At 72.4% G+C, this 19,451-nt stretch carries 19 protein-coding genes; 10 read left to right on the forward strand and 9 right to left on the reverse strand.

Annotation, left to right across the window (positions count from 1 at the left end; translation table 11 throughout):
- Positions 1-45: 45 nt before the first annotated feature.
- Together BLW86_RS16910 and BLW86_RS16915 are read left to right on the forward strand one after the other, a co-directional pair.
- On the forward strand, positions 46-987 hold the full coding sequence (locus BLW86_RS16910) for a glucosyl-3-phosphoglycerate synthase (protein WP_093874812.1): 942 nt from the start codon (positions 46-48) through the stop codon (positions 985-987).
- Between the two features lie 102 nt (positions 988-1,089).
- Positions 1,090-2,442: an alpha,alpha-trehalose-phosphate synthase (UDP-forming) gene (locus tag BLW86_RS16915; protein ID WP_093874813.1), complete on the forward strand. Its 1,353-nt coding sequence runs from the start codon at positions 1,090-1,092 to the stop codon at positions 2,440-2,442.
- Here the strand turns inward: BLW86_RS16915 and BLW86_RS16920 are convergent.
- Positions 2,439-2,783 carry a winged helix-turn-helix transcriptional regulator gene (locus BLW86_RS16920; RefSeq protein WP_093874814.1) on the reverse strand — a complete coding sequence of 115 codons (345 nt, stop codon included), beginning with the start codon at positions 2,781-2,783 and terminating at the stop codon, positions 2,439-2,441. The two genes, BLW86_RS16915 and BLW86_RS16920, sit on opposite strands and share 4 nt — an antisense overlap.
- 98 nt (positions 2,784-2,881) lie before the next feature.
- On the opposite strand from BLW86_RS16920, the gene BLW86_RS16925 reads away from it, so the two are divergent.
- Both BLW86_RS16925 and BLW86_RS16930 read left to right on the forward strand, forming a co-directional pair.
- On the forward strand, positions 2,882-3,766 hold the full coding sequence (locus BLW86_RS16925; RefSeq protein WP_093874815.1) for an NAD(P)-dependent oxidoreductase: 885 nt from the start codon (positions 2,882-2,884) through the stop codon (positions 3,764-3,766).
- Positions 3,767-3,907: 141 nt separating this feature from the next.
- The gene (locus tag BLW86_RS16930; RefSeq protein WP_093874816.1) at positions 3,908-6,214 is read left to right on the forward strand and encodes an immune inhibitor A domain-containing protein; all 2,307 of its coding nucleotides are present in this window, start codon (positions 3,908-3,910) and stop codon (positions 6,212-6,214) included.
- Positions 6,215-6,269: 55 nt separating this feature from the next.
- On the opposite strand, the gene otsB is transcribed toward BLW86_RS16930, so the two are convergent.
- From otsB to BLW86_RS16945, 3 genes are all read right to left on the reverse strand, one after another.
- Positions 6,270-7,112 carry a trehalose-phosphatase gene (gene otsB / locus BLW86_RS16935; protein ID WP_093874817.1) on the reverse strand — a complete coding sequence of 281 codons (843 nt, stop codon included), beginning with the start codon at positions 7,110-7,112 and terminating at the stop codon, positions 6,270-6,272.
- Positions 7,113-7,174: 62 nt separating this feature from the next.
- Positions 7,175-7,432 carry a DUF3263 domain-containing protein gene (locus tag BLW86_RS16940; protein ID WP_093874818.1) on the reverse strand — a complete coding sequence of 86 codons (258 nt, stop codon included), beginning with the start codon at positions 7,430-7,432 and terminating at the stop codon, positions 7,175-7,177.
- Between the two features lie 12 nt (positions 7,433-7,444).
- Positions 7,445-8,728, reverse strand: a complete 1,284-nt coding sequence (locus BLW86_RS16945; protein WP_093874819.1) for an extracellular solute-binding protein — start codon at positions 8,726-8,728, stop codon at positions 7,445-7,447.
- 242 nt (positions 8,729-8,970) lie between these two features.
- Here BLW86_RS16945 and BLW86_RS16950 point away from each other — a divergent pair, with 242 nt between their 5' ends.
- The 3 genes from BLW86_RS16950 to BLW86_RS16960 all read left to right on the forward strand — a co-directional run bounded on the left by BLW86_RS16950 (position 8,971) and on the right by BLW86_RS16960 (position 12,122).
- Positions 8,971-9,909, forward strand: coding sequence for an ROK family protein (locus tag BLW86_RS16950; RefSeq protein WP_093874820.1), 939 nt, complete (start codon positions 8,971-8,973; stop codon positions 9,907-9,909).
- Positions 9,909-11,063, forward strand: a complete 1,155-nt coding sequence (gene nagA, locus BLW86_RS16955; protein WP_093874821.1) for an N-acetylglucosamine-6-phosphate deacetylase — start codon at positions 9,909-9,911, stop codon at positions 11,061-11,063. The genes BLW86_RS16950 and nagA overlap by 1 nt, the downstream gene beginning before the upstream one ends.
- Before the next feature lie 129 nt (positions 11,064-11,192).
- Positions 11,193-12,122: a 1-phosphofructokinase family hexose kinase gene (locus tag BLW86_RS16960; RefSeq protein WP_093874822.1), complete on the forward strand. Its 930-nt coding sequence runs from the start codon at positions 11,193-11,195 to the stop codon at positions 12,120-12,122.
- A gap of 21 nt (positions 12,123-12,143) precedes the next feature.
- Here BLW86_RS16960 and BLW86_RS41520 read toward each other — a convergent pair whose 3' ends face one another.
- From BLW86_RS41520 to cdgB, 3 genes are all read right to left on the reverse strand, one after another.
- Complete coding sequence (locus BLW86_RS41520; protein WP_143060257.1) at positions 12,144-12,332, reverse strand: hypothetical protein; 189 nt, start codon at positions 12,330-12,332, stop codon at positions 12,144-12,146.
- Positions 12,333-12,612: 280 nt separating this feature from the next.
- Positions 12,613-13,578: a CBM35 domain-containing protein gene (locus tag BLW86_RS16965; RefSeq protein WP_093878705.1), complete on the reverse strand. Its 966-nt coding sequence runs from the start codon at positions 13,576-13,578 to the stop codon at positions 12,613-12,615.
- Between the two features lie 73 nt (positions 13,579-13,651).
- Positions 13,652-15,430: a diguanylate cyclase CdgB gene (gene cdgB / locus BLW86_RS16970; RefSeq protein ID WP_093874823.1), complete on the reverse strand. Its 1,779-nt coding sequence runs from the start codon at positions 15,428-15,430 to the stop codon at positions 13,652-13,654.
- A gap of 350 nt (positions 15,431-15,780) precedes the next feature.
- Here cdgB and BLW86_RS16975 point away from each other — a divergent pair, with 350 nt between their 5' ends.
- A complete protein-coding gene (locus BLW86_RS16975; RefSeq protein WP_256341678.1) occupies positions 15,781-16,254 on the forward strand; it encodes a flavin reductase family protein in 474 nt (157 codons plus the stop codon).
- A 6-nt stretch (positions 16,255-16,260) separates the two neighbouring features.
- Here BLW86_RS16975 and arfB read toward each other — a convergent pair whose 3' ends face one another.
- Positions 16,261-16,698, reverse strand: a complete 438-nt coding sequence (gene arfB, locus BLW86_RS16980; protein ID WP_177181677.1) for an alternative ribosome rescue aminoacyl-tRNA hydrolase ArfB — start codon at positions 16,696-16,698, stop codon at positions 16,261-16,263.
- Positions 16,699-16,839: 141 nt separating this feature from the next.
- Here arfB and BLW86_RS16985 point away from each other — a divergent pair, with 141 nt between their 5' ends.
- The gene (locus BLW86_RS16985) at positions 16,840-17,415 is read left to right on the forward strand and encodes a TerD family protein (RefSeq protein WP_093874825.1); all 576 of its coding nucleotides are present in this window, start codon (positions 16,840-16,842) and stop codon (positions 17,413-17,415) included.
- Between the two features lie 68 nt (positions 17,416-17,483).
- Positions 17,484-17,999, forward strand: a complete 516-nt coding sequence (locus BLW86_RS16990) for a GNAT family N-acetyltransferase (RefSeq protein WP_093874826.1) — start codon at positions 17,484-17,486, stop codon at positions 17,997-17,999.
- Between the two features lie 45 nt (positions 18,000-18,044).
- Here the strand turns inward: BLW86_RS16990 and BLW86_RS16995 are convergent, their stop codons facing one another.
- The gene (locus BLW86_RS16995) at positions 18,045-19,439 is read right to left on the reverse strand and encodes a M1 family metallopeptidase (protein WP_093874827.1); all 1,395 of its coding nucleotides are present in this window, start codon (positions 19,437-19,439) and stop codon (positions 18,045-18,047) included.
- Between the last annotated feature and the right edge of the window lie 12 nt (positions 19,440-19,451).

Here is a 19,451-nt window from a genome sequence, read left to right on the forward strand (position 1 = left end):
CCCGGACGCGTGGACCGGCCGTCCGAACCGCGAGATGGAGATCAAGTGCTGGAAGAGGTGGAGCGCTGGCTGGACCGGCGGTCCTGGTCCGTGGCGGACCGGCCGCTGGAGCGGATCCTCGCCGCCAAGCGGAACACGAAGGTCAGCGTCGTCCTGCCGGCGCTGAACGAGGAGGCGACGGTCGGGGACATCGTCGCCGTGATCCGTCGCGAGCTGATGACGGAGGCGGTTCCGCTCGTCGACGAGCTGGTGGTGATCGACTCGGGCTCCACGGACCGCACGGCGGAGGTGGCCGCGGCTGCCGGCGCGCGGGTGGTCGCGCGGGACTCGATACTCCCCCGGATACCGACCGTGCCCGGCAAGGGCGAGGTCCTGTGGCGGTCACTGATGGTGACGGGCGGGGACGTCGTGTGCTTCGTGGACGCGGACCTGCGGGACTTCTCGGCGGACTTCGTGACGGGGATCGTGGGCCCGCTGCTCACCGACCCGGACGTGGACTTCGTCAAGGCGATGTACGACCGCCCCTTCGGCGACACTCCAGGTCAGGGCGGCCGGGTCACGGAACTGGTGGCCCGCCCGCTGCTCAACCTCCACTGGCCGCGGCTGGCGGGCTTCGTGCAGCCGCTGGGCGGCGAGTACGCGGCGCGGCGCTCGCTGCTGGAACGGCTGCCCTTCCCGGTCGGTTACGGAGTGGAGCTGGGGCTGCTGGTGGACGCCCTGCACACGGTGGGCCTGGACGCGCTCGCACAGGTGGACGTGGGGGTGCGCAAGCACCGGCACCAGGACGGGCAGGCGCTGGGCCGAATGGCGGCGGCGATCTACCGGACGGCGCAGCTGCGGCTCTCGCGCGGGCATCTGGTGCGGCCGCGGCTGACGCAGTTCGAGCGGGGCGAGCAGGGCTTCGAGCCGCGGACGTACGCGGTGGACACGGAGGAGCGGCCGCCGATGGTCGAGATCGCGGAGTACGCGCAGCGCCGGGTGGCGTGACGCGGAGGTCCCGCGATCGATCCGCGGCGACGGAGCGTGGCCGGATCAGCCTGTCTCGTATACGTACGTTTGAGCGTTTACGGGACGGGCTAGGTTCGCCACATGGCTACTGTGCTCGTCGCATCCAACCGGGGCCCCGTCTCGTACGTGCTCGGCGAGGACGGCTCGCTCGACGCCCGAAGGGGCGGCGGCGGCCTGGTCTCGGGCCTGAGCGCCATCGGCTCCCAGGACAGTCTCTGGGTGTGCGCGGCGCTCGGCGAGGGCGACCGGGAGGCGGTCCGGCGCGGGACCGGCGAGCCGGGCGTGCGGATGCTGGACATCGACCCGGAGGTGTACGCCGACGCGTACAACGGCATCGCGAACTCGGTGCTGTGGTTCCTCCACCACCACCTGTACGACATCCCGCGGGGGCCGGTCTTCGACGCGGAGTTCCGCCGCCGCTGGGAGTCGTACCGCGCCTACAACCGCGCCTTCGCCGAGGCGCTGGCGGCGGAGGCCGCGGAGGGCGCGGCGGTCCTGGTGCAGGACTACCACCTGGCCCTCGTCCCGGGTCAGCTCCGCGAGCTCCGCCCGGACCTGCGCATCGCCCACTTCACCCACACCCCGTGGGCCTCCCCTCCGTACCTCCGGATGCTCCCGGACGACATCCGCGAGGAACTTCTCCGGGGCATGCTCGGCGCGGACCGGCTGGGCTTCCACACCCGGGCCTGGGCGAGGGCGTTCGAGGACTGCGCGGGCGACCTCGGAAGCACCCGGGTCGCGGCACACCCCCTGGGCGTGGACGGCGAGGAGCTGCGGGCGCTCGCGCACCGCCCGGAGGTGGACGAGCGCCTGGCGCAACTGCGGAACGAGGTCGGCGGCCGCAAGACGATCGTCAGGGTCGACCGCACGGAGCTGTCGAAGAACATCCTGCGCGGCCTGCTGGCCTACCGGGAGCTCCTCACCGTCCACCCGGAGTGGCGCGAGCGGGTCGTCCACCTGGCCTCGGCCTATCCCTCCCGCCAGGACCTCGACTCCTACCGGTCGTACACGGCGGCGGTGAGGGAGCTGGCGGAGGAGATCAACGCCGAGTTCGGCACGGCGGGCTGGCAGCCGGTCCTGGTCTCGGTGAAGGACGACTTCACCCGCTCCCTGGCCGCCTACCGACTGGCGGACGTGGCCCTGGTGAACCCGGTGCGCGACGGCATGAACCTGGTCGCGAAGGAGATACCGGTCGTCTCGGAGGCGGGCTGCGCCCTGGTCCTGTCCCGCGAGGCGGGCGCCTACGAGGAGCTCCACGAGGACGCGCTCACGGTGAACCCCTTCGACGTGACGGAGACGGCCGAGGCCCTGCACACGGCCCTCACGATGCCCCCGTCCGAGCGCACGGACCGCACGAAGCGCCTGGCGGCCACGTCCACGTCCCAGCCCCCGCAGCGCTGGTTCCTGGACCAGCTGGACGCGCTCAGGGGCTAGGGGGTGTCCCCGGCCCGCTCCCTGCCCCACGCGGCCAGGGGCTCCAGGGCCTCGTTGAGGCGGATGCCGGCCGGGGTGAGGGCGTACTCGACGCGGGGCGGGACCTCGTCGTAGGAGGCTCGGTCGACGATGCCGTCCGCTTCCATCTCGCGCAGGTGGGAGGCGAGGACCTTCTCCGTGATGCCCGGGACCAGTCGGCGGAGTTCGCCGAAGCGGCGGTGCGGCTGTTCGTGGAGCGCCCACAGGATGAGCACCTTCCACTTGCCGCCGATCACCTCCATCGCGGTGTCGATGCCGCAGACGTGACCGTCGGGCGCACCCGGTCGGTTCAGTGTCGCCATGTCCCCCACCCTCCTGACCTGCTTGCTCACCCCAGGGTAACCACCCACTTCCAAGTGGGTACTTGAGCAGCTCAGAGGCCCGAAGCAGCCTTGTGGGCATGACAGCGAACACGCCTCCGACGACCCCCGTCTCCCTTCTCGGCCTCGGCGCCATGGGTGCCGCCCTCGCCCGCACCTGGCTCGCCGCCGGGTATCCGCTCACCGTCTGGAACCGCACCCCCGCCCGTTCGGAGGCGCTCGTCGCCGAGGGGGCGAAGGGTGCGGACAGCGCGGCCGCGGCCGTCGCGGCGGGCGGCCTCGTCGTCCTCTGCCTGCTCGACGACGACTCCGTCGGCACCACCCTGGACGGCGTCGACCTGGCGGGCAAGGACCTCGTCAACCTCACCACCACGACTCCCGCCCAGGCCCGCGCCCGGGCCGTGTGGGCCGAGGAGCGGGGCGCCCGCTACCTGGACGGCGGGATCATGGCCATCCCGCCGATGATCGGCGTCCCCGAGGCCGGCGGTTACGTCTTCTACAGCGGCTCGCGGGAACTGTTCGAGCTCCACCGGACCGCCCTCGCCGTCCCGGCCGGGACCAAGTACGTCGGCGAGGACGCCGGCTTCGCCGCCCTGCACGACGTGGCCCTGCTCAGCGGCATGTACGGGATGTTCGCCGGGGCGGCGCACGCCTTCGCGCTGATCCACCGGGAGGACATCGACCCCGTGGCGTTCGCCCCGCTGCTCTCCGGCTACGTCTCGGCGATGGCGGACCCGTACGTCCTGCAGACCGCCGACCGGCTCAAGAGCGGCGACCTCACCACGGACGTGGTCTCCCCCCTCGCCATGCAGGTGGCCGGCACGTCGACGTTCCTGGCCACGGCCGAGGGGCAGGGCGTCAGCCCGGAACTGCTCCGGCCCTATTTCGAGCTGATGCGCCGTCGGCTCGACGTCGGAAGCGGTGACGAGGACCTGACGGGTGTGGTGGACCTGTTGCTTCGATGAGCGGGAATCCGTAGCCGTTATTCGGTGTGCGACCCCTCCTCCTGAGGGGTCGTCCCGTGTCACACTCGCGGCGATCGTTCCCCCAGGCGATCCGTTTTTCCCCATGAGGCGCATGAGGCAAGCGGAAGGATCGCGAAACACGTGAAGAAGATTGTCGTGAGCATGACCCTCGGGTCGGCGCTCACCGCACTCCTCGCCGCGGGGCTCACCCCCGCCGCCGCGCAGGAAGCCCGGGACGCCGCACCGGCGGGCGCCAACGCGCACCGGCCCGACAACCGTCCCGGCCCCCTCACGAAGCAGCGCACCCAGCTGCGCGAGCAGGCGATCGACCTGATCGCCAAGGGCAAGGCCAAGGCGAACGCCAAGGGCGTCGTCGAGGTCGCGCCCGGCAAGTTCACCGAGACCGAGACCACCACCGCCGCCCGCCAGGAGAAGATCTTCACGATCCTCTCCGAGTTCGGCGACCAGGGCTCCGGCAAGCTCGGCACCGTCCCCGGCCCGCTGCACAACCGGATACCCCAGCCCGACCGGACCAAGGACAACTCCAACGCCTGGACCGCCGACTTCTCGAAGGCCTACTACGAGAACCACTTCAACGGCTCCGGCGAGTCCATGAAGACCTTCTACGAGAAGCTGTCCAACGGCCGCTACTCGGTCTCCAACACCGTCGAGGACTGGGTCAAGGTCCCCGGCAACGCCTCCACCTACGGCGACAACTCCGTCGAGGACACCGGCGGCTCCTGGGCCTTCATCCAGGACACCGGCGACGCCTGGTGGAACGCGCAGCTCGCCGCCGGCAAGACCCCGGCCGAGATCGACGCGTACCTCGCCCAGTTCGACGTCTGGGACCGCAACGACTGGGACCACGACGGCAACTTCGACGAGCCCGACGGCTACATCGACCACTTCCAGGCCGTGCACGCCGGCATGGGCGAGGACGCCGGCGGCGGCGCGCAGGGCGAGGACGCCATCTGGTCCCACCGCTGGTACGTCAACGGCGACGACTACGGGCTGACCGGGCCCGACGTCTCCGGCGCCCAGAACAAGCAGGGCGGCGCCCGCATCGGCCAGTCCAAGTACTGGCTCGGCGACTACACCACCGAGGGCGAGAACGGCGGACTCGGCGTCTTCTGCCACGAGTTCGGCCACGACCTCGGCCTGCCGGACTTCTACGACACGAACGGCGGCGAGAACTCCACCGCCTTCTGGACCCTGATGAGCTCCGGCTCCTGGCTCGGCCACGGCGCCGCCGCCAACGAGGGCATCGGCACCCGCCCGGGCCTCATGGGCGCCGAGGAGAAGCTCTTCCTCGGCTGGCTGGACCACGCCGACGCCCCGCTCGGCGCCACCGGCTCGTACACCCTGAGCCCGGCCGCCCTCCAGGTCGCCGGCAAGGAGCAGGCCGTCCGCGTCGCGCTCCCGGACAAGACGAGCAGCACCACCTACGCCACGCCCACCTCGGGCACGCACGCCTGGTGGACCGGCTCCGCCGACGGCCTCAACCAGTCCCTCACCCGCTCCGTCCCGGCCGCCCCGAAGGTGACCGTCAAGGCGAGCGCCTGGTACGAGATCGAGGCCGACTTCGACTACCTCTTCGCCGAGTACTCCCTCGACGGCGGGGCGACCTGGGCCCGCGCGGGCACGTCCGTCTCCGGCTCCTCGGCCGGCAAGTGGACGACGCTGCGCTACTCGTACGACTCCGCCGGCAAGCCGTCCCTCTTCCGCTTCCGCTACCAGAGCGACGGCGGCGTGCACTTCGCCGGCGCCTTCCTGGACGACATCTCGCTGACCTCCGGCGGGACGACCCTGGCGTCGGACGACGTCGAGCAGGGCGTGGGCGGCTGGACCGCGCAGGGCCGCTGGAAGATCTCGACCGGCACCGAGACGGCCACCTCCCCGCGGTACTACCTCGTGGAGAACCGCGAGTACGTCGGCGCCGACGCGCTCCTCGCCGAGGGCCCGTACCAGTTCAGCAAGGGCGTCACCGCCCCGGACTGGGTCGAGTGGTTCACGTTCCAGAACGGCATGCTGGTCTGGTACGTCGACCGCTCCTTCGACGACAACAACGTCAGCGACCACCCCGGCGGCGGCTCGGCGATGGCCGTCGACGCCCGCCCGGCCCCCTTCCGGTACGCCGACGGGACCGCGCCCAGCAACCGGCGCCAGCCCTTCGACGCGACCTTCGGCCTGGAGGCCACGGACGCGACCTGCCTCCACAAGGAGGTCCTGACCGGCAAGGGCCCGAACCAGACCGTCCAGACGCTGGCGGCCTGCGCCCCCTCCGTCCCGGGCATCCCCGTCTTCGACGACACCGACCCGAACGCGTACTACGACACGACGGCCCCGCAGGCCAGCGTGAAGGTCGCCGGTCACGGCGTGCGCGTCACGGTCACCGGTGACGCCGGCGACGACCTGACGATCAGCGTCGCCAACCCGGCCGCGCACTGATCCGTACGGAAACCGCTGGTCGCGGTTCCGCCTGACGGGGCGGTACGGAGGGGCCTCAGCCCTCCCGTACCGCCCTCGCCAGTTCCGTCAGGAACGCGACCACGCCCGCCGGACCCTGGACGGCGAGGTCCGCGCGGCCGGCCAGCTCCGGGACCTCGGTGGAGCCGCTGCACACCAGAACGCCCGGGGTCCCGTCGGAGCGGAGCTTCTCGACCGCCGCGAAGGCCGGCAGGTCGCCCAGGTCGTCGCCCGCGTAGAGCACGGACCCGGCGCCCACCTCCCGTACGTACTTCGCAAGGGCCACGCCCTTGTCCATGCCCGGCGGCCGCAGCTCCAGGACCATGCGGCCGGGCTCCAGGACCAGGCCGTGGGCGACGGCCAGCTCGCCCAGCGGGCCCTTGAGGGCCTCGAAGGCGCCCTCCGGATCCTGGGCGCGGCGGGTGTGGACGGCGACCGCGCGGCCCTTCTCCTCGATCCAGACGCCCCGCCAGGCCCCGGCCCGGTCCAGGAAGCCGGGGAGCTCGGCGCGGACGGAGGCCACGCCGGGGTGCGGGGCGGCGGCCTGGACGGTGCCGGTGACGGCGTCCCAGCGTTCGGCGCCGTAGTGGCCGAGGACGACGAGGTGCTCCAGGCCGGGGACGCCGGCGAAGCCGCCGTAGCGGACGGCGACCCCGGCGGGGCGGCCGGTCACGACGGCGATGGAGGCGACCTGGGGGGCGAGCGCGGCGAGGGCGGCCACGGCACCGGGGTGGGCGCGGGCCTGCTCGGGGTCGGGGACGATCTCGGCGAGGGTGCCGTCGAAGTCGAGGGCGACGACGGCGTCCGCCGGGCGCGCGAGGAGCGCGGCCAGACCGTCGTGTCCGGCGGATGTGGTCGGGTGCGGAAGGCTGCTGACCATGTTCCCGACCCTACCCACGTACGGGGGTCACGTCAGCGTGGCCGGGGTCACCCCGCACGGGGTCACCCTTCTCTCCTCCGCTGCTTCTCCTCGCGGACCCGGCGCAGCCGGTTGACGGTCACGGGGTCGTGGGCCAGGGCGCGCGGGTCGTCGAGGAGCGCGTTGAGCAGCTGGTAGTAGCGGGTCGGGGAGAGCCCGAGCCGCTCGCGGACGGCCCGCTCCTTGGCACCGGGACCGGGCCAGGAGCGGCGCTCGACGGCGAGCAGCGCCCGCTCGCGCTCCCCGAGCCCGCTCTCGCCGTCCGCCGTCTCTTCGGTCATACGACCAACTTATTACTCGGCTGCCTCCGCCGCCGTCGCCGCCCGGCCGATCCGGCCGAGGACGTCGGCGGGGCGGCCGCCGGGGGCGACGGCCCTGCCGATGTTCTGCTTGACGTCCTCGCTGACCTTGGCCCAGGAGGTCTTGCCGACCGGCGGGAGCTGCGCGTCGGGGAGGACCTTGAGGAAGACGCGCAGGTTGGCGTGGGCGGGGTCGGTCTCCATGCGGGTGGAGGCGGTGACGGTGACCGGCAGCAGGTCGTTGTCCCCGGCGAACTTCAGGACGTTCTCGTCGCTGAAGACGAAGTTCAGGAAGTCGCCGATCTCCTTGCGGTGACCGTTCTGCCGGAAGCCCATGATCCAGTCGGCGACGCCCATGGAGGTCTTGGGCGGGCCGTCGACGCCGGGGAGGGGGACCTGTCCGACCTGGACGCCCTTCTTCGCGGCCTCCTTGAGGAGCGAGGGGTGGCCGTTGAGCATGCCGACCTGGCCGTTCGCGAAGGCGGCGAAGGCGGCCTTGCGGTTGAGCCTTCCGGGGGCGACCGGTCCCGTGAGGTCCTTGCCGACGAGGTTCTTGCGGAGCCACTCGAAGGTGCGCACGTTGGCGTCGGAGTCGACGGCGTAGCGGTCGGAGGCGTCGGTCCAGCCGCCGCCTCCGCTGAGCAGCCACATGAGGGCCTCGGCCTGGGCCTCCTCGGGGCCGAGGGGCAGGGCGAAGGGGGTGGCGACGCCCTTGGCCTTGAGCTTCTCGGCGGCCTCGACGAGCTCGTCCCAGGTGGTGGGGGCCTTGGCGCCGGCCTCCTGGAAGAGGGCCTTGTTGTAGAAGAGCGGCCGGGTGGAGGCGACGAACGGCATGCCGTACTGGGTGCGCTTGTACTCGCCGGCCGCGACGAGGGGGCCGAGGAAGTTGGCCTGGACGGGTATGGAGAGGAGTTCGTCGGCGGCGTAGAGCTGTCCGGCGGCGGCGTAGTCGGCGTAGGCGCCGATCTGCGCGAGGTCGGGGGCCTTGCCGGCCCTGACCATCTCGGCGACCTTGCGGTCGACGTCGTCCCAGGACTCGACCTGGACCTCGACCTTGACGCCGGGGTGCTTCGCCTCGAAGGCGGCGACGAGGTCGGCCCAGTACTTCTTGGTGGTGTCGCCGCCGGTCAGGTCGTAGTCGGCGGCGACCAGCCTCAGGGTCACGTCGCCGGAGTCGCCGCCCAGGGCGCCGCAGCCGGCGACCGTCGCGGTCAGTCCGAGGGCGGCGGCGGCCGCGGTCAGTCCAAGGAATCGTCGCCGCTCCACGGCTTCATCCACCTCTTGCTCATCGTCGAGCTGTCGTTCCACCAGAGCTTCCGCCGCATTGAGCTGCGTGTTTGCTCTTCTCAAGGCCGTAAGTCTGCCTCGCCCCCACGCATGAGGTCTACACCACTTGGGTATCACTTCCGCAACTGCGGCGGGACCATGACCCCATGGCGGCCTTCGAATTTGTATCCGTACGCAACAATCCTCAGCAGTGGACTAGACCTTTTGGGTCCTCGCGCGACACACTGTCCCCCGTGAGACACGTCATCGCCCTGGATGTGGGCGGCACCGGCATGAAGGCCGCCCTCGTCGGCGCGGACGGCACCCTGCTGCACGAGGCCCGCCGCGCCACCGGGCGCGAGCGCGGCCCCGAGGCCGTCGTGGAGACCATCCTCGGCTTCGCCGAAGAGCTCCGCGCCCTCGGCCAGGAGCGGTACGGAGAGCCCGCCGCGGCCGCCGGAGTCGCCGTCCCCGGCATCGTCGACGCCGAGAACGGCATCGCCGTCTACGCCGCCAACCTCGGCTGGCGCGACGTTCCCATGCGCGAACTCCTCAGCCGCCGGCTCGACGGCGTCCCCGTCGCCCTCGGCCACGACGTCCGCACCGGCGGCCTCGCCGAAGGCCGCATCGGCGCGGGCAACGGCGCCGACCGCTTCCTCTTCGTCCCCCTCGGCACCGGCATCGCCGGAGCCATCGGCATCGGCGACCGCATCGAGGCCGGCGCCCACGGCTACGCCGGCGAGATCGGCCACATCGTCGTCCGCCCCGGCGGCACCGACTGCGGCTGCGGCCAGCGCGGCTGCCTGGAGCGGTACGCCTCCGCCTCCGCCGTCTCCCTCGCCTGGGCCGAGGCCAGCGGCGACCCCGACGCCGACGCCGCCGACTGCGCGAAGGCCGTCGAATCCGGCGACCCCACGGCCGTACGGGTCTGGCAGGACGCCGTCGACGCCCTCGCCGACGGCCTCGTCACCGCGCTCACCCTCCTCGACCCCCGCACGCTCATCATCGGTGGCGGTCTCGCCGAAGCCGGGGAAACCTTGTTCACACCACTCCGGGCCGCCGTGGAGGAACGCGTCACGTTCCAGAAGCTGCCCGCCATCGTCCCGGCGGCCCTCGGGGACACCGCCGGATGCCTGGGCGCGGGCCTCCTCGCCTGGGACCTTCTCTCCCTCGACTCGGAGGTTTCCGCCTGATGGCCGATCACAAGGTTCTCGCCGGCGCACACGTCGTGCTGCCCACCGGAACGGTCGAGAACGGACGCGTGATCGTCGACGGCGACCGCATCGCCGGCTCGGCGCCCGAGGGCGCCCCGACCGTCGACCTGACCGGCCACTGGCTCGTCCCCGGCTTCGTCGACATGCACAACCACGGCGGCGGCGGCGCCTCCTTCACCTCCGGCACCGGCGACGAGGTCCTCAAGGGCGTCCACACCCACCGCCTGCACGGCACCACCACCGTCGTCGCCTCCTTCGTCACCGGCGAGATGGACTTCCTCGCCCGGCGCGCCGGACTGCTCTCCGAACTCGCCGAACAGGGCGACCTCGCCGGCCTCCACTTCGAAGGCCCCTTCATCTCCCCCTGCCGCAAGGGCGCCCACGACGAGACCCTGCTCCGCGACCCCGACCCGGCCGAGGTCCGCAAGCTGATCGACGCCGCCCGCGGCCGGGCCAAGATGGTCACCCTCGCCACCGAGCTGCCCGGGGGCCTCGACTCCGTACGCCTCCTCGCCGAGCACGGCGTCATCGCCGCCATCGGCCACACCGACGCCACGTACGAGCAGACGCGGGCGGCCATCGACGCGGGCGCCACCGTCGCCACCCACCTCTACAACGCGATGCCCGCCCTCGGACACCGCGCCCCCGGCCCGATCGCCGCCCTCCTGGAGGACGAGCGGATCACCGTCGAGCTCATCAACGACGGCACCCACCTCCACCCCGCCGCCCTGGAGCTCGCCTTCCACCACGCGGGACCCGAACGCGTCGCCTTCATCACCGACGCCATGGACGCCGCCGGCTTCGGCGACGGCCGCTACATGCTCGGCCCGCTCGCGGTCGACGTGAAGGACAGCGTCGCCCGCCTCGTCGAGGGCGGCTCCATCGCCGGCTCCACCCTCACCCTGGACCGCGCCTTCAAGCGCGCGGCGACCATCGACGCCCTGCCGGTCGAAGCGGTCGTCCAGGCCATCTCCGCCAACCCGGCCCGCCTCCTCGGCATGTACGACCGCGTCGGCTCCCTGGAACCCGGCAAGGACGCCGACATCGTCGTCCTCGACGCCGAGTTCGAGCTCAGGGGCGTCATGCGCAAGGGCGAATGGATCGTCGACCCGACGGCGGACACAGCCGCCTGATCAGGTGTCACGCGCGAAGGCGGTCGGCCGCGGGTCTGGGCCAACCGCCTTTCCTTTGGCATGATCGGTGCCCGTCGGAACGCACGTTCCGCAGGACTTCACACGGAGTACGGGGGGGGCGGACAGGTCGTGATCCTCACGGTCACCCTCAACACGGCACTGGACCTCACCTACCGGGTCCCCGCCCTCACCCCGCACGCCTCCCACCGGGTCACCCAGGTCATCGAGCGGCCCGGCGGCAAGGGCCTCAACGTCGCCCGCGTCCTCGCCGCCCTCGGGTACGAGACGGTCGCCACCGGCTTCGCGGGCGGCGCCACGGGCGCGATGCTGAGGGAGCGACTCGCGGAGCACTCGACGGTCCGGGACGAACTCGTCGAGACCGCCGGCCCCACCCGCCGCACGGTCGCGGTCGTCGACACCGCGAGCGGGAACACCACCCAGCTCAACGAACCGGGCCCGACCGTCACCGCCGCCGAATGGACCGCCTTCCGCACCCGCTTCACGGCGCTCCTCGACGGAGCCCGCGCGGTCGCCCTCTGCGGCAGCCTCCCGCCGGGCATCCACGTCGGCGCGTACGCGGAACTCGTACGCCTCGCCAGGACGGTCGGCGTCCCCGTCCTCCTGGACACCAGCGGCGAACCCCTCCGGCGCGGCATCGCCGCCCGCCCCGACCTGGTCAAGCCCAACGCCGAGGAACTCGCCCAGCTGACCGGGGCCCGCGAGCCCCACCGGGCCACCCGCGACGCCCGCCGCCGGGGCGCCCGCGCGGTGGTCTCCTCGCTCGGCCCCGAGGGCGTGCTCGCCGCCACCCCCGAGGGCGTCTGGCGCGCGGCCCCGCCCGCCGCCGTGAAGGGCAACCCCACGGGCGCGGGCGACTCCGCCGTCGCCGGCCTCCTCTCGGGCCTGGTCGACGAGACCCCCTGGCCCGAACGCCTCACCCGCGCGGTCGCCCTCTCGGCGGCGACGGTGCTCTCCCCGGTGGCCGGCGAGTTCGACCCGACGGCGTACGAGGAACTGCTGAGGCGGGTGAAGGTGACGGCGCAGCCGACCCTTGCCTGACCACGCCGTCCTACCGGGTCCTCAGGCGATGCGCCCGAGCGTCACACACCTGTCGGCGACCCAGCCCTTCCTCCCCTTGTAGTTGAGGGGGGTCCAGGTGTTGTACGTCTCGGTCTCATGGGCGCACTTGTAGTAACCGCCGGTGACTCGACCCGTGCACGTGGCCGTCCAGCACGGTACGGAGCCCGAGGGGGAGATTCGGGCGAGCACGGTGGAGTCCGTCGAAGCCGACGCGCGAACGTTCCAGGAGACATTTCCGAATGCGCCTGACACGGCAGCAGACGCCGAGGGCGTCGTCGCAACAACCAAACCAGCGGCCAGCACACCGACCGACGCCATCTTTCCCAGGGCACGCATCTTCAGGACCTCCCGTGTTGTCCAACCCGCCCTCATGGTCAGCAAGGGAAGGATCATCAGATGATGATCTTACTTTTGCGGGCGAACCTAAGAGATCGGACGTCAGGCCGTACGGCAGGCGGTGCGCCGGCACCTACTGCCCCGGGGTCACCTCGAGCCAGTCGAGCAGCACGTTGCACTGGTTGCCGGCCTCGCACGAGATCTTGATCTCGTTGTCGCCCTTCTGGAGGTCGACCGGCGCCCAGGTGGTCTGCCAGTTCTTCTCCAGGTTCGGGTCCGAGGAGTGGATGAAGTTCTTCAGCCCGATCGGCAGGGAGTTCGGCTTGCCGTTCACCGTCAGGGTGGCGTTGGCATCGACCGCCGGGATGGCGTAGCGCACGGTCAGGCGGTACTTGCCCGCCGTCGGCATGTTCGCCTTCCAGGTCACCGAGGCGCCCGGCGCGTTGAAGCCCGACACGTAGGCGCCGTCGACGCCCTCGGCGCCCGGGACGGTCTTCTCCGTCGTCGCCGACCCGCCCAGCGTCAGCGTCGCCGCGTCCTGCTTCGGGAGCTCCTCCGGGGTCTTCTCGGTGCTCGGCTCCGTGCTCGGCGTCTCGGAGACCTGGGTGGGCGCGGTCGACGGCGTGCCGCCGCCGGCCTGGGAGTCCTTGTCGTTCTCCTTGCCCGAGTTCGTGATCAGGGCCGCCGCGATGCCGACGACCACGACCGCCACGACGGCGACCGCGCCGATCAGGAGGCCCCTGGTGTTGGGGCCGCGGCCGGAGCCGCCGCCGCGCTGGGGCGGGATCGGGCGGGTCTGCGGCTGGGCGCCGTACGTCTCGGGCGCCGCGTACTGCGCCTGCGGCTGGCCGTACGGGGCCTGCTGCTGCGGCGGCACGTACGCCTGCTGCTGCTGGTGGTGGCCGTACTGGCGCTCGCCGACCGTTCTGACCTGGTTGTACGAGGTCCGGGGCACGCCCGGCTGGGCCGGGGCGGGGCCGGGGTAGCCGTAGCCGCCGCCCTGCGGGGGCCGGGCGCCCGCTGCCTGGCCGTCCTCGTAGAGGTAGCCGAACGGATCGTCGTCCTCGGGCGTGTTCGCGCCGTCGTTTCCGGCAGCCATCCGGGTCATCCTCTCCATGCTCGCCAGCCGTCGCCGACCGGCCGAGCCTACCCCGAACGGACCAGCGCGCGGCTCAACCGGCCCGTCGGTGGACCTTGGCGCGGGAGCGTTTCTCCACGTACATCCGCTGGTCCGCCGAGTTCAGGACCTCTTCCACGGTCATCCCGCACTCGGCCCAACCGATGCCGAAACTCGCCCCGACACGGACCGCCCGCCCGTCCACCCGGATCGGCGGGATGATCGCGTTGCGCAGGCGCACGGCCAGGTCGGCGGCGTCGGCGGCACCGAGGCCGTCGGCGAGGACGACGAACTCGTCACCGCCGAGCCGGGCGACGGTGTCGCCGTCCCGCACGCCGGTGGTGAGCCGGCGCGCGACCTCGATGAGGACGGCGTCGCCGGTGTGGTGCCCGAAGCGGTCGTTGATCGACTTGAAGCCGTCGAGGTCGCAGAAGAGGACCGCGAGCCCCTTGGTCCCGTCGTCGGTCTCGCCGCCCGTGGGCGCGACGATGTGGACGTGGTGGTCGTACGGCCCCGATCCGCCCGCCGGCTCGAAACCGAAGCCGTGCTCGTGCTCGTGCTCGTACGGCTGCGGCTCGTGGCCGGAGTCGTACGAGGGGTCGTGGGAGGGCTCGTACGCGGGCTCGTAGCCGCCGCCCTCGTGCCCCGTCCCGTAGCCGCCGTCCCGCCGCGAGTCGTACCCGCCGCCGTACGCCGCCTCGCCCCCCGGCGCCGACGGGCGCTCGCAGAGCCGGGCGGAGAGCCGGGAGCGCAGCTCGGCGCTGTTGGGGAGGCCGGTGAGGGCGTCGTGCGAGGCGCGGTGGGCGAGCTGGAGCTCGTGCCGCTTGCGCTCCTCGATGTCCTCGACGTGGGTGAGGAGGAAGCGGGGGCCGTCGGCGGTGTCGGCGACCACCGAGTTCCGCAGGGAGACCCAGACGTAGGTGCCGTCCCGCCGCCCGAGCCGCAGCTCGGCCCGGCCGCCCTCGGCGGAGGTGCGGAGCAGCGTCCCGATGTCCTCGGGGTGGACGAGGTCGGCGAAGGAGTAGCGCCGCATGACGGAGGCGGGCCGGCCGAGGAGCCGGCACAGGGCGTCGTTGGTGCGGAGGAGCCGGCCGTGCTGGTCGCCGCCCATCTCGGCGATGGCCATGCCGGAGGGGGCGTACTCGAAGGCCTGCCGGAAGGACTCCTCGCTGGCCCGCAGGGCCTGCTGCTCGCGCTCCAGGCGGACCAGGGCGCGCTGCATGTTGGAGCGGAGGCGTGCGTTGCTGATGGCGATCGCCGACTGCGAGGCGTACATCTGGAGCGCTTCCTGGCCCCAGGGGCCGGGGTGCCGGCCGTTGCGCGGGCGGTCGACGGATATGACGCCGAGGAGCTCACGGCCGGAGCCGGACGGGGCGCCCCCCGTGCGGGCGGAGCCGAGCGTGGGGGCGTACATCGGGGCGTAGAGCCGGTCGTGCGGGTGCCACTCGTCCTCGAAGCGGGGCGCGGGGCCGTCGGTGTGCCACTGGGGGACGTCGTCCTCCATGAGGACCCAGCCCTCGGTGTGCGGGATGAACCGCAGGTCGCCCCAGGCGACGCCCATGGAGAGGCGGCGGTCCCAGGAGGAGCGGGAGCCGACGCGGCCGGTGATCAGGGCCTCGGCGGCGGAGCTTCCGGCGAAGGCGGCGACGACGAGGTCACCGTCGGGGCGGACGAGGTTGACGCAGGCCAGCTCGTAGTTGAGACCGGCGACCACACCGTCGGCGACGGTCTGCAGGGTGTCCGCCAGGCTCCGGGCAGTGTTGAGGTCCGCCACGACCTGATGCAGCTGCCGCAGGGTCGAGAGACGGACGTAAGGCTCCGACTCGGTCTCCATCGCTCGCTCTCCCCGAGACCTCGACAGCAACTCCAGGGTTCTCATCGGCTTCGTACTGCACTGTCACCGCCACTGAATCACAGCGAGCTGCGCACCCGGTACACAGGGTCAGCAATTACTGCCCTCTGTGACTCAAGTCACAGCACCTCGTGGCGGGCCCTCCCGTCTGCGGCATATGCCAGGACCTAGGTCCGGCGCCCGTGCCCGGCTGGTCCCCCCGCCCGATGCGGGACGCGGAGGCCTGGAGCTAGCGTGCGAGGGTGCTGCAGAAGACCCCCACCTCACCCCCCGTGTCCGATCTGGCCATCCCTCATGCTGAGGGGGTGAGCAACGACGAGTTCCGGGCGGCGATGGCCCGCCTCGCGGCGGGCGTGGTCCTGGTGACCGCCCACGACCCCGACGACGGCCCGCGCGGCGAGGACGTCGGCATGACGGCCACCGCCTTCATGTCGGTCTCCCTCGACCCGCCCCTGGTCCTCGTCAGCCTCCGCAACGGCTCCCGCATGGACGACCTGCTCGCCGACGTCCCGGTCTGGGCGGTGTCGATCCTCGCCGAGGACCAGCGGCACGTCGCCGGGCGCTTCGCCATGAAGAACCGGGTCAGCGACCGGCTCCTCTTCGCCGACCTGCCGTACACGCGCGGCGAGGAGAGCGGCGCCCCGCTCCTGGGCGGCGCGCTGTCGGTCCTGGAGTGCCGCACGGAGAACCGCGTCGTGGCCGGCGACCACACGCTGGTGGTGGGCCGCGTCCTGACGGTCGGCCTGCCCTCGGAGGGCGGCGGGCCGCTGACGTACTACCAGGGGAAGTACCGCCGACTGGGCTGACCCGCGTCAGCTCCAGTCGCGGGACTGGCGGGTGCGCTTGGTCTCCGAGCGCTGCTTCTTCTCGCGCAGTCGCCGCTCGTTGATCCCGCGCGGGATCTTCGTCGGCCGACGGGGCTTCGGCGGCGGGGCCGTCGCCTCGGCGAGGAGCGCGGCCAGGCGGACCGCCGCCGTCTCGCGGTTGCGCCACTGGGAGCGGTGCTCCGAGGCGCGGACCGTCACGACGCCGCCCACCAGGCGGGAGGCGAGCCGCTCCAGGGCGCGGGCCTTCCACACCTCGGGGAGCGCGTCGGTGGCCGCGAGGTCGAAACGGAGCTCCACCTGCGAGTCGCTGGTGTTCACGTGCTGCCCGCCCGGCCCCGACGACCGCGAGAAACGCCACTGGAGCTCGGCCTCGGGCAGCGAGACGGAGCCGCGGATGGGATACGGACCGGACATGCCCCCCATGTTCCCCGGAGGGGCGGGTACGAGTCATCCTGTTTTCGCGCGGACCGCCCCACGGGGCACGCGCGCGTGGAGACGGCGGGAACCGTCGGCGGCCGAACCGCGTTTCTCCAGGCGACGACAGAACGACGAAAGGGACTTTCCATGGCTGTGAGCCTGTCCAAGGGCGGCAACGTCTCCCTGACCAAGGAGGCCCCGGGCCTCACCGCCGTCACCGTGGGCCTCGGCTGGGACGTCCGCACCACCACCGGCACCGACTTCGACCTGGACGCCTCCGCGATCGGCGTGGACGCCGCCGGACGGGTCGCCTCGGACGCCCACTTCGTCTTCTTCAACAACAAGTCGACGCCGGACCAGACCATCGTGCACACCGGTGACAACCGCACCGGCGAGGGCGGCGGCGACGACGAGCAGATCAACGTCAACCTCGCGGCCCTCCCGGCCAACGTCGACAAGATCGTCTTCCCGGTCTCCATCTACGACGCGGTGTCCCGCTCGCAGAACTTCGGCCAGGTGCGCAACGCGTACATCCGCATCGTGAACCAGGCCGGCGGCACCGAGATCGCCCGCTACGACCTCTCCGAGGACGCCGCCGTCGAGACGGCCATGATCTTCGGCGAGCTGTACCGCAACGGCGCCGAGTGGAAGTTCCGCGCCGTCGGCCAGGGCTACGCCTCGGGCCTGGAGGGCATCGCCCGCGACTTCGGCGTCAACCTCTGAGACGTCTGACGGACCGGCACGCACCAGGTGGGCCCCGGCGGAACGCGCCGGGGCCCTACCCTTTCCGCGTGATCGTCGAAGCACTCCCGCGCACGGAAGCGCACGCCCTCCCCGGGCCGCTGCTCACCGAACTCACCGCGCTGTACGCGTCGAACCAGGAGTTCCAGCAGCTCAGCGGTGACTTCCCCGACCCGGACGACATCCGGCCCGAGCAGGTCGCCGCCGCCCTCGCCGACGAGCTCTCGCAGCCGACGGCCGAGGTGCTCCTCGCCCGCGCCGAGGGCCGACTCGTCGCCGTCGCGGTCACGCTCGGCCGCCACCCCGACCCGCTCCAGACCGACCCGTGGCTCGGCCTGCTGATGGTCCACGCCGACGCGCGGCGCGCCGGGTACGGCCGTCGGCTCGCCGCGTACATCGAGACCGGCTTCCGCGCCGAGGGCCGCACCGGGCTGCGCCTCGCCGTCCTGGAGAACAACCCGAAGGCGCTGGCCTTCTGGACCGCGCTGGGCTACGAGGAGACGGCCCGCCGCCCGGACCTCGCCCACGGCCGCCCGTGCGTCGTGATGCGGAAGTCCCTGGTCTAGGGCGCGTCCGGAAAGTCCCGGCTGGCTCTGCTTTCCGGACGCCCTTCAGGAGGTGCGCGGCTTCCCGTCGCCGTACAGCCAGACGTCCCACAGGGTCTTGAGGTCGCGGCCCGCCACGCTCTCCGCGTAGGCCGTGAAGTCGTCCGTGGTGGCGTTGGCGTGGCGGTACTTCGCGGGCCAGCCGCGCAGGATCTCGTCGAAGACGCGGTCGCCGACCGTCTCGCGCAGCTTGTGCAGGGCCATCGCTCCCCGCTGGTACACGGGCGGGTCGAAGAGGTTCTCGGCGGTGGGCGGGGCGGCCGGCGGGAAGGCCCAGTTCGCGTCCTGGGCGAAGGCCCGCTCGAAGCGGGTCCGCGCGGGCACGTGCTCGTACTCCTCCGAGTACAGCCACTCCGCGTACGTCGCGAAGCCCTCGTTCAGCCAGATGTCCCGCCAGCTCTTCGGCGTGACCGAGTTGCCGAACCACTGGTGCGCCTGCTCGTGGACGAGGGTCGTCCGGTCGAAGGAGTCGGCCGGGAAGACGGGCCGGGTCTGGGTCTCCAGGGCGTAGCCGAGGCTTCCGTTCTCGGTGACGACGGCCCCGGCTGCGGAGAAGGGGTAGGGGCCGAAGCGTTTCACCTGGCGGGCGAGGATCCCGGGGATCTCGCCCCGCAGCGCGGCGCTGCCCGCCGCGGCGGGGGGCTCGGCGGCGGTGAGGACGGGCACGGTGCCGAGGGCGGTCGCCGTTCCCGTCTCGTACCGGCCGATCGCGACCGTCGCGAGGTAGCTCGCCATCGGCTCGGGGGTGTGCCACACGGTGGTGACGCGTCCGTCCGGCCCGGTGCGCCGCGCGGTCCTGACGCCGTTGGAGACGCCGTCGACCCCGGCGGGGAGGGTGAGCGTGAGGTCGTAGGAGGCCTTGTCGGAGGGGTGGTGGTTGCCGGGGAACCAGGTCATGGAGCCGGTGGGTTCGCCGACGGCGACCGCCCCGCCGGCCGTGCGCAGCCAGCCCTCCTCGGAGCCGTCCGCGTCCGTGAGCGGCTCGGGCACGCCCGAGTAGGTGACGGTGGCCCGGAACTGCTTCCCCTCGGGGAGCTCCTCGCGGGGGCGGAGGGTCAGCTCGTTCCCGGCCCGGTTGTACGCGGCGGGGGCGCCGTCGACGGTCGCGCGGCGCACGGTGAGGCCGGCGAGGTCGAGGTTGAAGGCGCTGAGGTCCTGGGTGGCGCGGGCGGTGATCTCGGCGGTGCCGTCGAGGCGGCCGGAGGCGGGGTCGTAGGCGAGGGTGAGGCCGTAGTGCCCGACGTCGTAGCCGCCGTTGCCGAGCTTCGGGAAGTACGGGTCGCGCAGCCCGGCGGCCCCGGGGGTGCCCCGGACGCCGCCGCCGATGTCGGTGCAGCCGGTCGCGAGCAGCGCGAGGACTGCGGCGAGGGCGGCGGCTGAGGTCCGGCTGCGCTGTGACACGTACCGATCTTA

Origin of the sequence: Streptomyces sp. TLI_105 (assembly GCF_900105415.1) — a bacterium.
GTDB lineage: Bacteria > Actinomycetota > Actinomycetes > Streptomycetales > Streptomycetaceae > Streptomyces.